General features: G+C 60.9%; 10 protein-coding genes. 4 read left to right on the top strand and 6 right to left on the bottom strand.

Features of this window, described 5'->3' with window-relative positions:
• The first annotated feature begins 59 nt into the window (after positions 1 to 59).
• Together pncB and nadE are read left to right on the top strand one after the other, a co-directional pair.
• Positions 60 to 1,286 carry a nicotinate phosphoribosyltransferase gene (gene pncB / locus PSJE_RS22310; protein WP_090452834.1) on the top strand — a complete coding sequence of 409 codons (1,227 nt, stop codon included), beginning with the start codon at positions 60 to 62 and terminating at the stop codon, positions 1,284 to 1,286.
• A 4-nt stretch (positions 1,287 to 1,290) separates the two neighbouring features.
• Complete coding sequence (gene nadE / locus PSJE_RS22305) at positions 1,291 to 2,118, top strand: ammonia-dependent NAD(+) synthetase (protein WP_090452833.1); 828 nt, start codon at positions 1,291 to 1,293, stop codon at positions 2,116 to 2,118.
• Positions 2,119 to 2,292: 174 nt separating this feature from the next.
• On the opposite strand, the gene azu is transcribed toward nadE, so the two are convergent.
• Complete coding sequence (gene azu, locus PSJE_RS22300) at positions 2,293 to 2,739, bottom strand: azurin (protein ID WP_090452831.1); 447 nt, start codon at positions 2,737 to 2,739, stop codon at positions 2,293 to 2,295.
• Positions 2,740 to 3,083: 344 nt separating this feature from the next.
• Here azu and PSJE_RS22295 point away from each other — a divergent pair, with 344 nt between their 5' ends.
• Both PSJE_RS22295 and PSJE_RS22290 read left to right on the top strand, forming a co-directional pair.
• Entirely contained in the window at positions 3,084 to 3,671 is a 588-nt protein-coding gene (locus PSJE_RS22295) for a cytokinin riboside 5'-monophosphate phosphoribohydrolase (protein ID WP_057397746.1), read from the top strand.
• A 68-nt stretch (positions 3,672 to 3,739) separates the two neighbouring features.
• Positions 3,740 to 3,919, top strand: a complete 180-nt coding sequence (locus PSJE_RS22290) for a hypothetical protein (RefSeq protein ID WP_007973286.1) — start codon at positions 3,740 to 3,742, stop codon at positions 3,917 to 3,919.
• A gap of 213 nt (positions 3,920 to 4,132) precedes the next feature.
• Here PSJE_RS22290 and PSJE_RS22285 read toward each other — a convergent pair whose 3' ends face one another.
• The 5 genes from PSJE_RS22285 to dnaB all read right to left on the bottom strand — a co-directional run bounded on the left by PSJE_RS22285 (position 4,133) and on the right by dnaB (position 15,125).
• Positions 4,133 to 5,023, bottom strand: a complete 891-nt coding sequence (locus PSJE_RS22285) for a transglutaminase family protein (RefSeq protein WP_090452829.1) — start codon at positions 5,021 to 5,023, stop codon at positions 4,133 to 4,135.
• Positions 5,023 to 7,509, bottom strand: a complete 2,487-nt coding sequence (locus PSJE_RS22280) for a circularly permuted type 2 ATP-grasp protein (protein ID WP_090452827.1) — start codon at positions 7,507 to 7,509, stop codon at positions 5,023 to 5,025. The genes PSJE_RS22285 and PSJE_RS22280 overlap by 1 nt, the downstream gene beginning before the upstream one ends.
• 88 nt (positions 7,510 to 7,597) lie before the next feature.
• Entirely contained in the window at positions 7,598 to 10,870 is a 3,273-nt protein-coding gene (locus PSJE_RS22275; RefSeq protein WP_090452825.1) for a transglutaminase family protein, read from the bottom strand.
• A 367-nt stretch (positions 10,871 to 11,237) separates the two neighbouring features.
• Complete coding sequence (locus PSJE_RS22270; protein WP_007994999.1) at positions 11,238 to 13,541, bottom strand: YgiQ family radical SAM protein; 2,304 nt, start codon at positions 13,539 to 13,541, stop codon at positions 11,238 to 11,240.
• A 186-nt stretch (positions 13,542 to 13,727) separates the two neighbouring features.
• Positions 13,728 to 15,125, bottom strand: a complete 1,398-nt coding sequence (dnaB, locus tag PSJE_RS22265; protein ID WP_007915846.1) for a replicative DNA helicase — start codon at positions 15,123 to 15,125, stop codon at positions 13,728 to 13,730.
• Positions 15,126 to 15,209 lie beyond the last annotated feature (84 nt).

The following is a 15,209-nucleotide window of genomic DNA, read 5'->3' as shown; positions in this document are numbered from 1 at the left end:
TGGCAATCCCCATCACCGTTATGCGCCACTAGCTCTATTCAATGTGGAGAACCCCCGTTATGAGCGAGAGTGTATTTGCCGATCGCATCGTGCAGAACCTGCTCGACACCGACTTCTACAAGCTGACGATGATGCAGGCGGTGCTGCACAACTACCCGAACGTCGAAGTCGAATGGGAGTTTCGTTGCCGTAACGGCGAGGACTTGCGCCCGTACCTGGCGGAAATCCGATTCCAGATCGAGCGCCTGGCCGAACTGAGCCTGAGCGCCGACCAGTTGAGCTTTCTGGAACGCATCAGCTTCCTGAAGCCGGACTTCCTGCGCTTTCTCGGGTTGTTTCGCTTCAACCTGCGTTACATCCACACCGGCCTCGAAAACGGTGAACTGTTTATCCGCCTGCGGGGCCCCTGGCTGCATGTGATCCTGTTCGAAGTGCCGCTGCTGGCGCTGGTCAGCGAGGTGCGCAACCGCTATCGCTACCGCGAAGTCGTGCTGGAACAGGCCCGCGAGCAGCTCTACCGCAAGTTCGACTGGCTGAGCGCCAACGCCAGCAGCGACGAATTGTCCGAATTGCAGGTGGCCGATTTCGGCACCCGTCGTCGCTTTTCCTACCGCGTGCAGGAAGAAGTGGTGAATGTGCTCAAGCACGATTTCCCCGGACGCTTCGTCGGCACCAGCAACGTTCACCTGTCCCGGGAGCTGGACATGAAACCCCTGGGCACCATGGCCCACGAATGGATCATGGCGCACCAGCAACTTGGCCCGCGGCTGATCGACAGCCAGATCGCCGCACTCGATTGCTGGGTCCGTGAATACCGTGGCCTGCTGGGGATTGCCCTGACCGACTGCATCACCATTGATGCCTTCCTCGGCGATTTCGATCTGTTTTTCGCCAAGCTTTTCGACGGTTTGCGCCACGACTCAGGCGATCCGGTGGTTTGGGCGGAAAAAGCCATCGCCCACTATCACAGGCTCGGCATCGACCCGATGAGCAAGACGCTGACTTTCTCCGACAGCCTGACCCTGCCCAAGGCTCTGGAGATATTCCGGGCGCTGCGCGGTCGGATCAATGTCAGCTTCGGCATCGGCACCAACCTGACGTGTGATATTCCGGGTGTCGAACCGATGAGCATCGTGCTTAAAATGACCGCCTGCAACGGCCAGCCGGTGGCGAAGATCTCCGACGAGCCAGGCAAGACGCACTGCAAAGACCCGAATTTCGTCGCTTACTTGCGACACGTTTTCCAGGTTCCTGCCGCCCTTTCAAGTACATCAAGCAAGGAGTGAATTCATGCAAGCCGTACAGCGTGAGATTGCTGAACAGCTCAAGGTCCAGCCGCCATTCGCCGACGAAGCCGCCCTTGAGGCCGAAGTCGCCCGGCGGGTGACCTTCATTCAGGACTGCCTGGTCAATTCCGGGCTCAAGACCCTGGTACTGGGCATCAGTGGTGGTGTCGACTCCCTCACCGCCGGCCTGCTGGCCCAACGGGCCGTCCGTGAACTGCGCCAGCGCAGCGGTGATGCCGCCTACAAATTCATCGCCGTGCGCCTGCCATACGAAACCCAGTTCGATGAACACGACGCCCAGGCTTCAGTGGATTTCATCAAGCCGGACGAGCGCCATACCGTGAACATCGGTCCGGCGGTCAAATCCCTGGCCAATGAAGTGGCGGCCTTCGAAGGCAAACATGCGGTGTCGGTGGACTTCGTGCTCGGCAACACCAAGGCGCGCATGCGCATGGTCGCCCAGTACACCATCGCCGGCGCGGCCCATGGCCTGGTGATCGGCACCGATCACGCGGCGGAAGCGGTGATGGGTTTCTTCACCAAGTTCGGTGACGGCGCCTGCGACCTGGCGCCACTGAGTGGCCTGGTGAAAAATCAGGTCCGCGCCATCGCCCGCAGCTTCGGCGCGCCGGAGTCGCTGGTGGAGAAAGTCCCGACCGCCGATCTGGAGGACCTGTCGCCCGGCAAACCGGACGAAGCGTCACACGGCGTGACCTATGCCGAGATCGATGCGTTCCTGCACGGCAACCCGGTGCGTGAAGAGGCGTTCAAGATCATTGTTGATACCTACAACAAGACCCATCACAAGCGGGTGATGCCGTTTGCGCCTTGAGGCGTGAGTGAATGAAAAAGCCCGCTGAGGAGTGATCCCCAGCGGGCTTTTCTTTGGCCAAAACATGCGTTGATGCTTCTGGCCCCTTCGCAAGCAAGCCCGCTCCCACAGGTACGGTGGTGGCCCTGTGGGAGCGTGGCTTGCCCGCGATGAACGATAACGCGGTGGTCAGTCTTACTTCAGAGTCACGGTGCCTTTCATCATCGAGATGTGGCCCGGGAAGGAGCAGAAGAAACCGTATTTTTCAGCAGCGTCGAGCTTCGACACATCGAAGGTCACCGAGTCGGTTTCCTTGGCGCCGATGATCTTGGTGTGGGCGATCACGCGGGCATCGCCTTCCTTCAGGTAGTTCTTGTCGATGCCGGCGCTCAGGCCGTCGGTGGCGATCGGCTGCATGTCGGCTTCTTTACTCAGCACCCAGTTATGGCCCATGACGTTCTTCGGCAAGCTGCCGGAATGCTTGAGTTCCACGGTAAACGTCTTGCAGCTCTTGTCGATTTCAATAGCCTTCGTGTCGAAAGACATCTGGTCGGTGGAGTCGACGGTGACTTTGCACTCTGCAGCCATCAATTGGCTGCTGGCCAGTGTCAACAGGGATACCGCAACAAGTTTGGCAAACATGGTGAATCTCCAAGGCAGGGTTAAGGAAATCGCGAATAAACAGAAGACTGCCTGAAAACTTCGCAAGTTCATATGACTTGAATCAAAAATTGTATACAACTTTCGCGCTATGGCACCGATGCGAAATATCTACCGGCCAAGTGTCTGGTCCGGGCCTATCATCAGGCCGTCCCCCTTCAAATGGAATGCCCATCATGTTGATCAACAGTCTGTTGTGCAGTTTGCTGGCCGCCTACGCCTGCGGCGCCAGCGGCACGTACGAAACCCCAGAACACCAAGTCTAGCCCTTGGAGTGCCGTGCGCCTGCCTTTACTCTGTGGCCCTGATCGACCAAGGAGCAAGGCATGTCTTTAACATCCGTTTGTGTATTTTGTGGTGCCAGCACCGGCACCAATCCGGCTTACCGCGAAGCAGCCGTGGCCCTTGGCCGGGCGTTGGCCGAGCGCAAGCTGACCCTGGTGTATGGTGGTGGCGCCGTGGGCTTGATGGGCATCGTCGCCGATGCGGCCCTAGCGGCCGGCGGTGAAGTGATCGGCATCATCCCGCAAAGCCTCAAAGACAAGGAAATCGGCCACAGCGGCCTGACTCGCCTGGAAGTCGTCGATGGCATGCACGCGCGCAAGGCGCGGATGGCCGAGCTCAGCGATGCCTTTATCGCACTGCCCGGCGGCCTTGGCACCCTCGAAGAGCTGTTCGAAGTCTGGACCTGGGGCCAGCTCGGCTACCACGGCAAACCGCTGGGTTTGCTGGAAGTGAATGGTTTCTACAGCAAATTGACGTCTTTTCTTGATCACATCGTCGGCGAAGGCTTCGTTCGCGGGCAGCACCGTGACATGCTGCAAGTGAGCGAATCGCCGCAAACCCTGCTCGATGCTCTGGATGCCTGGCAACCGTCCATAGCGCCAAAATGGGCCGAGCAAAAACCCAGCTAACGGCTCGGCACCGATACAGGGCAGAATATGCGCCGCTCAACCTCACCTTCGACCCCAGAGGATCGCCCATGGCTAAACCTAATTATTCCTTCGCCAAACGTCAGAGAGACTTGGCCAAGGAGCAGAAGAAAGAGGAAAAGCTTCAGCGCAAGAAAGCTACAGCTGAAGAAGCGGCACTGAACCCTGAGGGTGAAGTGGCGGCAGAAGACGATGTTGATGCACCGAAAGACTCGGCGCCCGACGCCTGAGAACCTCCGGGCCGGTTGATCTGAACAGGCCCACCGGATCTGTGTAAAGGGTTGGCAGCTTTGCTGCCGACCCACACAGGCCAATCGAATGACCCAAACACACCGTAATTCCCTGTGGGAGCGAGCTTGCTCGCGATGACGGCCGCACATCCAATATCAAATTGACTGACACACCGCTATCGCGAGCAAGCTCGCTCCCACAGTTGATCTTCGTTAATCCAGTGGCATCACAGTGACGCGAACTTCCGGGTCGTGGTTCCCTCCCCCAAGAATCACCCCCCGCAACGGCGACACATCGGAAAAATCCCGGCCCCAGGCCAGGGTGATGTGCTCCAGTGCCGGTTGCACATTGTTGGTCGGATCGAAATCCACCCAACCCAGCACCGGGCAAAACACCGAGACCCAGGCGTGGGATGCATCGGCACCAATCAGCCGTGGCTGGCCAGGTGGCGGCTGGGTCAGCAGGTAGCCGCTGATGTAGCGCGCGGCCAATCCACGGGAGCGTACACAGGCGAGCATCAGGTGGGCAAAATCCTGGCAGACCCCGCGTCGGCGTTCCAGCACTTCCACCAGCGGCGTCGCCACCTGAGTCGCTTCGGCATCGAAGGTAAACTCGCTGAAGATTTTCTCCATCAAAGCCTGAACGCCGAGCAACAGCGGCCGCCCCGTCGGGAAGCAGCTCTCGGAAAATTCGACGAAGTTTCGCTTTAGATGCACGTAAGGTGATTCGAAGCGGTAACGGCAGGCTTCAAGCAATTCGGGCGACAGCGGCTGACTGCTGTAAGTCAGCGCGCTACGGGTGTCTTCCCATGCGGGTGAAAGATTGAAGTCCAGCGCGGGCCGGGGAAGTACCTCGATCGTGAGGCTGGCATTGACCAGCAGCTCATCATGAGGACGTTCAAACGCCAGCCGGGTCAGCGGATTGCCGAATACATCCAGTTCATCGCGGCGCGAGGTCGGCTGCGGACTGATCTGCAATTGCCGGTCGGTGCAGCGCTGCCAGGCACAAGGCCGCGGCCACAAATGCGCCAGTTGCTGGGCCAGGGACACCGGGCTGTCGTAGTGATAATGGGTGTCGTGGAAAATCTGGTAGTGAGCGCTCATCAGACGGACACCGTGCGCTGGCTGACATCATCGACATGGGCGAAATGCCGCAGCGCCAGGCGATCGGAAACTTGCCCGCTGGCGTCGGCGATCTCTTGCAGCAGCGCGGCCAGCCCCTCGATGGCAGCGCGAACACTCGCGTCGCCGAACAGCGGGTTTTCCAGGCAGCCCAGATCGAATCGCGCCAGACGCTCGACCAATTGCGGCAGCGCTGCTTCACGCGGCGCGCCAAAGTCATCGTTGAGGCGTTTGAGTGTGCGGGTCACCAGTTTCAATTGGAACAACACGGCGTGAGGGTTCTGCTCATCGAGCAATAGCAGGTCGAGCACCGGGATCAGCTGCGCCACCGCCAGGTATCGAGAACGGTAAGTGATGCTGCTGTTGCCCAGTTCCAGCAACCACTCCAGCCCGGCCTGATCGAAAGCCCCGGCACCCCGCAGGAACGCCGCCAGGCTGCCGCTGAGAAATTGCAGGCGTTCTATTCGCCGACCAATCATCAGGAAACGCCAGCCTTCATCCCGGGTCATGTCGTCCAGGGCAAAGCCGGACAGCGCCGCCAGAGACATCACCAGACGATTGAGAAAATCCAGCAACTCACCGAAATCCGGCTCTTCGGTTTCCAGCTCCATGGCTTCGCGCTGCAACTCCACCAGCGCCTGCCAGTTTTCCCGCGAGAGCTTGCCGCGCACCTGCGAAGCAGCCCACTGCAAGCGTTGCAGGTTGGAACGCAGACTGAACGGCCAGTCATCGCCGAGCAGCGCCGCCAACAGGCGCTCTGGCAACTCGCCCTCCTCGGGCAGCAACATCAGTCGTTCGCCGAGGTCCACCGCTGCCTGCAGGGCTTGCGGGTCGTCGCCGTCGACATAGCGCGCCAGCATGATTCGCAGCAAACGGGCGCTGTCGTCGCAACGCTCACAATAACGACCGAACCAGAACAGGTTTTCCACCACCCGCGATGGCAGGTACGGATCGCGCCGCACCAGGTCATGCACACCGATGTTGCGTTGGGCCTTCCATTGTTCGCCGCTAGGCGCACGATCGCCCAGCACCCAGGTGTCTTTACTGGCGCCGCCGCGCTGCATCGACACCACTTCGGCATCGGCTTGGGCGGCGACCCGGGTCAAGCCACCGGGCAGTACCCGATATCCCTCGCGGCTGGCCACTGCATACATACGCATGCCGATGGCACGGGGTTGCAGTTGACCGTCTTCGGCTTGCCAGATCGGCGCCTGGGACAATTGAGCAAGTTCTTGCGCCACATAGGCATAAGGACGCGCCTGCATGCGCTCTGCGAGCTCCTTGCGCTGTTTATCACTCAAATCACGGCCAAATACCGGTGCAAAGCTCTGGGACGGAAACGCCGGCTTGATCAGCAACTCTGGAAGTTTCTCCAGGGCCTGGGCCAGAACCGGCGCTTCACCGCACCACCAAGTGGCGATGGACGGCAGGATCAGTTCTTCGCCAAACAGGAATTGATTGATCTTCGGCAGAAAACCCAACAAACCCGGCGATTCCAGCACACCGCTGCCGAGGGCGTTGGCCACCAGCACCCGCCCCTGCCGCACGGCTTCCAGCAGGCCTGGGACACCGAGGGCCGAATCGGTTCGCAACTCCAGCGGATCACAGAAGTCATCGTCGAGCCGGCGCATGATCGCGTGGACCCGACGCAGGCCACTCAGGGTCTTCAGGTAGACCGTGGCATCGCGCACCGTCAGGTCGCCGCCCTCCACCAGCGGATAACCGAGCTGACGAGCCAGATACAGATGTTCAAAATAGCTTTCGTTGAAACGCCCCGGTGTCAGCAGCACCACCAACGGTGCGTCTCCGTCACTCGGGGCCTGACGGACCAGGGTTTCCTGCAAGGTGCGGAAGAACCCGGCCAGGTGCTGCACCTTCAGATCGCGGTACAGCTCGGGAAAGGCCCGGGACACGATCGTGCGGTTTTCCAGCGCATATCCGGCTCCCGAAGGCGCCTGGGTACGATCCGCCGTCACCCACCAGCGGCCATCGGGTGTGCGCGCCAGATCCACGGCATACAGATGCAGAAAGGCTCCGTCAGGCGGACTGATGCCCTGACAGGGCCAAAGGAAGTTGTTGTGACCGAACACCAGCTCGGCGGGCAGCAGACCTTCGGCGATCAGCCGTTGCGGACCGTAAAGGTCAGCCAGCACCGCATTGAGCAACCGCGCCCGCTGAGCGATGCCGGCCGACAACTGTTGCCACTCGTCAGCCGCGATGACATGGGGCAGCAGGTCCAGCTCCCACGGCCGGTCCGCGCCCTTGGGGTCGGCATAGACGTTATAGGTAACGCCGTTTTCCTGAATCTGCCGGGTCAGCAGGGCCTGACGCTGCACCAGTTGTGCCGGCGTGCTGCGTTGCAACTGTTCGAACAGCCGGCGCCAGTGCGGGCGCACGGCGCCACTGTCGTCGAGCAGTTCGTGATAGGTGCCCGCCGTCAGCGGGTAGCGGTCTAGCAGGTCAGGCATGGAAAGCTCGGCAGACAGCAATGAACGGTCAGACTAACGCAGGCTCGTGACGCCCTGATATACGAAAAACCCGAGCGTCGCGTACGGTTTAGAAACGTCGCAAATCGAGTGTCATCGGCAACTCGTCGCTGATTTCCAGATTGGGTACAGGAAACTTTCCCGGCGTGTGTCCGATGCGGAAAAAGCGCGCCATTCGCCGGCTCTCCGCTTCGTTGGCATTCACCGGCAAACTGTCGTAGTTGCGCCCGCCCGGATGGGCGACGTGGTACTGGCAACCGCCCAGCGAGCGCTGCATCCAGGTGTCGAGCAGGTCGAACACCAGGGGCGCGTGGACCGCAATGGTCGGTTGCAGGCAGTTAGCCGGTTGCCAGGCACGAAATCTCACGCCCGCGACGAATTCGCCTACACGCCCGGTGGGCTGCAATGGCACCGGAATGCCGTTGCAGGTCAGCAGATATCGCTGGGGCGGCAAGCCGCTGAGCTTGACCTGCAAACGCTCCAGTGACGAATCCACGTAGCGCACCGTACCGCCCATGGCGCCCTCTTCGCCCAGCACGTGCCAGGGCTCGAGCGCCTGGCGCAGTTCCAGCGCAATGCCGCTGACGGCGTAGTCGCCAACCTTGGGGAAACGGAATTCCAGATGCGCGGCGAACCATTCGGCACGCACCGGATAACCGGCGGCGTTGAGGTCGACGATGACATCGGCGAAGTCTTGCTCGATAAAGTGCGGCAACAGGAAGCGATCGTGCAGCTCCGTGCCCCAGCGCGCCAGTTTCGGCGGCGCATAGGGCTCGCGCCAGAACCGCGCAACCAGCGCCCGCAGCAACAATTGTTGCACCAGGCTCATGCGCGCATGGGGCGGCATCTCGAACGCACGTAGCTCCAGCAATCCGAGGCGCCCGGTGGCACCGTCCGGCGAATAGAGTTTGTCGATGCAGAACTCGGCGCGGTGGGTGTTGCCGGTTACATCGATCAGCAGGTTGCGCAGCAGTCGATCCACCAGCCATGGCGGGCACTCCTCACCCGCTTCAGGCATCTGCGCGAAGGCGATTTCCAGCTCGTACAAGGCATCGTTGCGCGCCTCATCGACCCGCGGCGCCTGGGACGTCGGGCCGATGAACAATCCGGAAAACAGGTAGGACAGCGACGGATGGTTATGCCAGTAGCTGATCAGGCTGCGCAGCAGATCCGGGCGACGCAGAAACGGTGAGTCCCCCGGTGTCGCGCCACCCAGCACGAAATGGTTACCACCGCCCGTGCCGGTATGCCGGCCGTCGATCATGAATTTCTCGGTGGTCAGCCGAGTCTGGCGCGCCTCTTCATAGAGGAATTCGGTGCGCTCGACCAGCTCATCCCAGGTCGCGGACGGCTGCACGTTGACCTCGATCACCCCCGGATCCGGGGTGATGCGCAAGTTGCTCAGGCGTGGATCGCTCGGCGGCTCATACCCCTCCAGCAACACCGGGCACATCAGCTCTTCGGCGGTGGCTTCGATGGCAGCGACCAGCTCGAGGTAATCCTCGACCCGTTCCAGCGGCGGCATGAACAGGTACAAACGGCCTTCCCGCGCCTCGGCACAGAACGCCGTGCGGGTCAGCCAGTCGGCGGATTCGTCGATGTTTGGCGCACGGTCTTCTGCGACGGCTGCGCCTTGGCTCTGATGCTGCCCTGTGTCGGGCAGCGGCGGGAAATCCTGATTCGGGTCCTGCGGATAAATGAACGGATACTCCGCCGCCTTCACCCAAGGCTGCGAACCCAGCGGCAAGCGATAACCGAGTGGAGAATCCCCCGGCACCAGACGGCAGTGCTCATCGCGCAGATACCAGCGCCCGCTCTGCCACTGGTCGCCCTTGGCGGTGCGCGCCAGCGGCAGAACCTGGCCGATGACCTTGTCCAGGCCTTGACTGAAGACCTTGCGCAGACGCGCACGCTCCAATGGCTCTTCCAGGCGTGAGTCTTCGGCGCTGACGTTTTGCGGCAACATGCCTTCGCGCCAGAGGTAATAGAAATTGTCTTCGTAGGCTGGGAACACAAAGCGTGTCGGAATCTTCAAGCGTTCGGCGACACTCGCCAGAAAACGCCCGGCCAGTGCGCCATCGGCACCGTAGCCTTCCTGCTCATCGGCGATCAGCGCGCTGTTGTGCCAGATCGGCAGGCCGTCACGGCGCCAGTAGCAATTGAGCGACCAGCGCGGCAGTTGCTCGCCGGGATACCACTTGCCCTGCCCGAAATGCACCAGCCCCTGGGGCGCGTAGTGCTTGCGCATGCGCTGGAACAGTTCGGCGGACAACCGTCGTTTATCCGGCCCCAGTGCCGCGGTATTCCACTCGGCGCCGTCCGGGTCATCGATGGACACAAAGGTCGGCTCGCCGCCCATGGTCAGGCGTACATCGCCTTCCAGCAACTCAGCATCGATCCGTCGGCCCAGGGCCTGGATCGCCAGCCACTGATCGTCGCTGTAGGGCTTGGTGACCCGTGGTGCTTCCCAAATCCGCTCCACGGACATTTCGTGGCTGAATTCGCACTCGCAGGGTTCCACCAAGCCACTGATCGGCGCCGCAGAGGACGGATCGGGACTACAGGCCAACGGAATATGTCCTTCACCGGCAAACAGCCCGGAGGTTGCATCCAGGCCGATCCAGCCGGCGCCGGGCAGGTACACCTCGCACCAGGCGTGCAGGTCGGTGAAATCCACGTCGGTGCCGGACGGACCGTCGAGACTTTTGACGTCGGCGGTCAGCTGGATCAGGTAGCCCGACACGAAACGCGCCGCCAGCCCCAGGTTGCGCAGCAGTTGCACCAGCAACCAGGCGGAGTCGCGGCACGAACCGGAGGCCTGGTCGAGGGTGTGCTCAGGTGTTTGTACGCCGGGCTCCATGCGGATCAGGTAGTCGATGTCTTCGCTCAAACGCTGGTTGAGCGCGACGAGAAAGTCCACGGCGGGTAACGGTGTGCGGTCGATGCCGTCCAGGTAGGCCTTGAACTTCGGCGTCAGGGGCAGGGTTTCCAGGTACGGCGCCAGCTCCTTGCGCTCATCCGCGGCATAAGTGAAGGGGATTTTTTCCGCGTAGGGTTCGAGGAAGAAGTCGAACGGATTGAAGATCGCCATTTCGGCCAGCAGATCGACTTCGATTCGCAACTCTTCGGTTTTTTCCGGGAACACCAGCCGCGCCAGGTAATTGCCCTGAGGGTCCTGCTGCCAGTTGATGAAGTGCTGTTCGGGGGAGACTTTCAACGCATAGGACAGAATCCGCGTGCGGCTGTGGGCGGCGGGACGCAGGCGAACGATCTGCGGGCCGAGTTCGACAGCGCGGTCATAGCGGTAATGCGTGACGTGGTGCAATGCGACATGAATCGACACGGCGTGCCTCCTGCGAGCCTTGAGCGTATTGGAAAGCGTGCAAGACTTATGCCATCCAGCAATGCTGGCGCTTTCCTCGGTTGCCTGAGGCAGTACAGCACCAAAATCGGGCGATGCGGGAAAATGGTTTGGCACAGGTGCACGTAAATGTGGCAACCAGCCAGAAATTGGTTGGCAATTCCGGCCTCTTCGCGGGCAAGCCCGCTCCCACAGGGTTTTGCTGTGAACACAAAACTGCGGACAACCCCAATAACCTGTGGGAGCGGGCTTGCCCGCGAAGAGGCCATTGGTTCCAGCACAAATGGTTGAACCCTGAAACGCAAAACGCCAACCCGAAGGTTGGCGTTCTGTTCAGTTCAAGCGAAGCTTAGCGCGGCACGACCGGCTTGCGGGTCGGCTTTGGCCCCTTGCCTTTGGCCGCATCCTTGCGCTCCTTGGCCGCCTGCTGGTTGCGGGCGAATGCCGCAGCCTTGGCCTGTTCGCGCTTGTCCCACGGGTTGCCGCCATCGCTGGCACGCGGTGGCAGGCCGGTGTGCTGGGTCAGGATCTTGGTGGTCTTTTCCCCTGCAACCTTATGGCTGCCCGCCGGCGTCGAGTTCTTGCGACGGGCGCTCTGGTAGCTGTCAGTCGACGGCTGATGCAAAGGAATCAACTGGTTCTTGCCCGGCCCGATCAGGTCGGCGCGGCCCATGCGGGTCAGTGCCTCACGCAGCATCGGCCAGCCTTTCGGGTCGTGATAACGCAAGAACGCCTTGTGCAGTCGGCGCTGCTCCTCGCTCTTGACGATGGTCACCGCGTCACTCTTGTAGGTGACCTTGCGCAGCGGGTTCTTGCCCGAGTGGTACATCGCGGTGGCGGTGGCCATCGGCGACGGGTAGAACGCCTGCACCTGGTCGGCACGGAAGCCGTTGCCCTTGAGCCACAGGGCCAGGTTCATCATGTCTTCATCGGTGGTGCCCGGGTGGGCGGCGATGAAGTACGGAATCAGGTACTGCTCCTTGCCCGCTTCCTTGGAGTACTTCTCGAACATGCGCTTGAACTTGTCATAGCTGCCGATGCCCGGTTTCATCATCTGGTTGAGCGGACCTTCCTCGGTGTGTTCGGGGGCGATCTTCAGGTAGCCACCGACGTGGTGGGTCACCAACTCCTTGACGTACTCCGGCGACTCGACCGCGAGGTCATAGCGCAGGCCGGAAGCGATCAGGATCTTCTTCACACCCGGCAATTCACGGGCGCTGCGGTACAGCTGGATCAGCGCCGAGTGGTCGGTGTTCAGGTTCGGGCAGATGCCAGGGAACACGCACGATGGCTTGCGGCAAGCGGATTCGATTTCCGGGCTCTTGCAGGCAATGCGGTACATGTTCGCGGTCGGGCCGCCGAGGTCGGAAATCACGCCGGTAAAGCCCGGAACCTTGTCACGAATTTCTTCGATTTCGCGAATGATCGACTCGTGGGAACGGTTCTGGATGATCCGGCCTTCGTGCTCGGTGATCGAGCAGAAGGTGCAGCCGCCGAAGCAGCCACGCATGATGTTCACCGAGAAACGGATCATGTCGTAGGCCGGGATTTTTTCCTTGCCATACGCCGGGTGCGGAATGCGCGCATAAGGCATGCCGAACACGTAGTCCATTTCTTCGGTGGTCATCGGAATCGGTGGCGGGTTGAACCAGACGTCGACTTCGCCGTGTTTCTGCACCAGCGCACGGGCGTTGCCCGGGTTGGTTTCCAGGTGCAACACGCGGTTGGCGTGGGCGTAGAGCACTGCGTCATTACGGACCTTTTCCACCGACGGCAGACGAATCACGGTCTTGTCACGGGTCATGCGCGGGCTGGCCAGGATCTGCACGACCTTGGCTTCCTGCGGATCTTCAACCGGACCTTTTTCCTGCTCGATGGCGCAGGCCTGGGTGTCCTGAGTGTTGACGTACGGGTTGATGATCTTGTCGATCTTGCCCGGACGGTCGATGCGCGTGGAGTCGACTTCGTACCAGCCTTGCGGTGTGTCACGACGAATGAACGCGGTGCCGCGCACGTCGGTGATGTCTTCGATCTTGTGACCGTAGGACAGGCGCTGGGCGACTTCGACAATCGCACGCTCGGCGTTACCGTAGAGCAGGATGTCGGCGCTGGCGTCGATCAGGATCGAGTTGCGTACACGGTCCTGCCAGTAGTCGTAGTGGGCGATGCGGCGCAGGGACGCTTCGATGCCGCCGAGCACGATCGGCACGTGCTTGTAGGCTTCCTTGCAGCGCTGGCTGTAGACCAGGCTGGCGCGGTCCGGACGCTTGCCGGCCAGGCCACCCGGCGTGTACGCGTCGTCGGAACGGATTTTCTTGTCCGCTGTGTAGCGGTTGATCATGGAGTCCATGTTGCCGGCCGCGACACCGAAGAACAGGTTCGGCTCGCCGAGCTTCATGAAATCGTCTTTGGACTGCCAGTTCGGCTGGGCAATGATCCCGACGCGGAAGCCCTGGGACTCCAGCAGCCGGCCGATGATCGCCATGCCGAACGACGGGTGGTCGACGTAGGCATCACCGGTGACGATGATGATGTCGCAGGAATCCCAGCCGAGCTGATCCATCTCCTCCCTGCTCATGGGCAGGAACGGCGCTGGCCCGAAACATTCGGCCCAGTACTTGGGATAGTCAAATAACGGCTTGGCTGCTTGCATGTCGATAACCGGTGTTGGCTTTCATTGAATTTCGCGGGCGCGGAATATAGCACAAATTTTGACCAATTCCGACGGCCATGGTCGGAAATTGCGGTGACCCCATCGAGCAAGCTCGCTCCCACAAGTTCGGCGTGATCCTTGTGGGAGCGAGCTTGCTCGCGATGAGGACCGATCAGACGCTACAAATTACTCGTCATCGTCGAAGTTATAGCTACCCGGCGCCAGGTTCTCGAAACGGGTGTACTTGCCGATGAACGCCAGGCGGATAAAACCGATCGGCCCGTTACGCTGCTTGCCGATGATGATTTCGGCGATGCCCTTGTGCTCGGTCTCCGGGTGATACACCTCGTCGCGGTAAACGAACATGATCACGTCGGCATCCTGCTCGATCGCTCCGGATTCCCGCAAGTCGGAGTTCACTGGGCGTTTGTTTGGCCGTTGCTCCAGGGAACGGTTGAGCTGCGAGAGCGCCACCACCGGACAGTTGAATTCCTTGGCCAGGGCTTTCAGGGATCGGGAGATCTCGGAAATCTCGTTGGTTCGGTTGTCACCACTGGAGCCCGGGATCTGCATCAGTTGCAGGTAGTCGATCATGATCAGGCCGACATCGCCGTGTTCACGCACCAGACGGCGGGTCCGGGCGCGCATTTCCGACGGGCTGATGCCGGCGGTATCGTCGATGAACAGCTTGCGGTCGTTGAGCAGGTTGACCGCCGAGGTCAGGCGCGGCCAGTCGTCATCTTCCAACTGGCCGGAACGGACCTTGGTCTGGTCGATACGCCCCAGGGAAGACAACATACGCATGATCAGCGATTCGCCTGGCATCTCGAGGGAGTAAACCAGGACGGCCTTCTCGCTGCGCAACACGGCGTTTTCCACCAGGTTCATCGCAAAGGTGGTTTTACCCATGGATGGACGGCCAGCGACGATGATCAGGTCGGACGGTTGCAGGCCGCTGGTTTTCTCGTCGAGGTCGGTGTAGCCGGTGGACAGGCCGGTGATGGCGTTGTCGGTGTTGAACAGGGTGTCGATGCGGTCGATGGCCTTGGTCAGCAGGTCGTTGACGCCCACCGGGCCACCGGTTTTCGGTCGGGCCTCGGCGATCTGGAAGATCTGCCGTTCAGCCTCGTCGAGAATCTCGGCGGCAGTGCGACCTTCAGGGTTGAACGCGCTGTCGGCGATTTCGGTACTGATACCGATCAGCTGGCGCAACGTCGCCCGTTCGCGAACGATCTGCGCATAGGCCTTGATGTTGGCGACGGACGGGGTGTTTTTCGCCAGTTCACCGAGGTAACCGAGGCCACCGACTTGCGAAGTCTGACCTTCCTTGTCCAGTTGCTCGGACAGGGTCACGACGTCGATCGGCATGTTCTGATCGGCCAGCTTGGCGATCGCACGGAAAATCAGGCGGTGGTCATGTCGATAGAAATCGCCGTCGGAGACTTGATCGAGCACACGCTCCCAGGCGTTGTTGTCCAGCATCAGACCACCGAGTACAGCCTGTTCGGCTTCGATGGAATGCGGCGGCACTTTCAGCGCGGCGGTTTGCAGATCGTATTGCTCAGGAGCGGAGATATCGTTCATGGCCACTTGGTTCTTGGTGATAAAAAGCAGAAGTTTCAGAAAGACAAAGGGCACGACCTGTAAACAGGATCGTGCCCGATGTTA

Origin of the sequence: Pseudomonas jessenii (assembly GCF_002236115.1) — a bacterium.
Lineage (GTDB): Bacteria > Pseudomonadota > Gammaproteobacteria > Pseudomonadales > Pseudomonadaceae > Aquipseudomonas > Aquipseudomonas jessenii.
This window is presented reverse-complemented; position numbering and strand designations above follow the sequence as displayed.

Coding starts and splice junctions, on each gene's coding strand:
- PSJE_RS22285 (WP_090452829.1), bottom strand. CDS start 5,023: ATGAGCGCTCACTACCAGATTTTCCACGACACCCATTATCACTACGAC.
- PSJE_RS22280 (WP_090452827.1), bottom strand. CDS start 7,509: ATGCCTGACCTGCTAGACCGCTACCCGCTGACGGCGGGCACCTATCAC.
- PSJE_RS22270 (WP_007994999.1), bottom strand. CDS start 13,541: ATGCAAGCAGCCAAGCCGTTATTTGACTATCCCAAGTACTGGGCCGAA.
- PSJE_RS22295 (WP_057397746.1), top strand. CDS start 3,084: ATGTCTTTAACATCCGTTTGTGTATTTTGTGGTGCCAGCACCGGCACC.
- PSJE_RS22290 (WP_007973286.1), top strand. CDS start 3,740: ATGGCTAAACCTAATTATTCCTTCGCCAAACGTCAGAGAGACTTGGCC.
- dnaB (WP_007915846.1), bottom strand. CDS start 15,125: ATGAACGATATCTCCGCTCCTGAGCAATACGATCTGCAAACCGCCGCG.
- azu (WP_090452831.1), bottom strand. CDS start 2,739: ATGTTTGCCAAACTTGTTGCGGTATCCCTGTTGACACTGGCCAGCAGC.
- nadE (WP_090452833.1), top strand. CDS start 1,291: ATGCAAGCCGTACAGCGTGAGATTGCTGAACAGCTCAAGGTCCAGCCG.
- pncB (WP_090452834.1), top strand. CDS start 60: ATGAGCGAGAGTGTATTTGCCGATCGCATCGTGCAGAACCTGCTCGAC.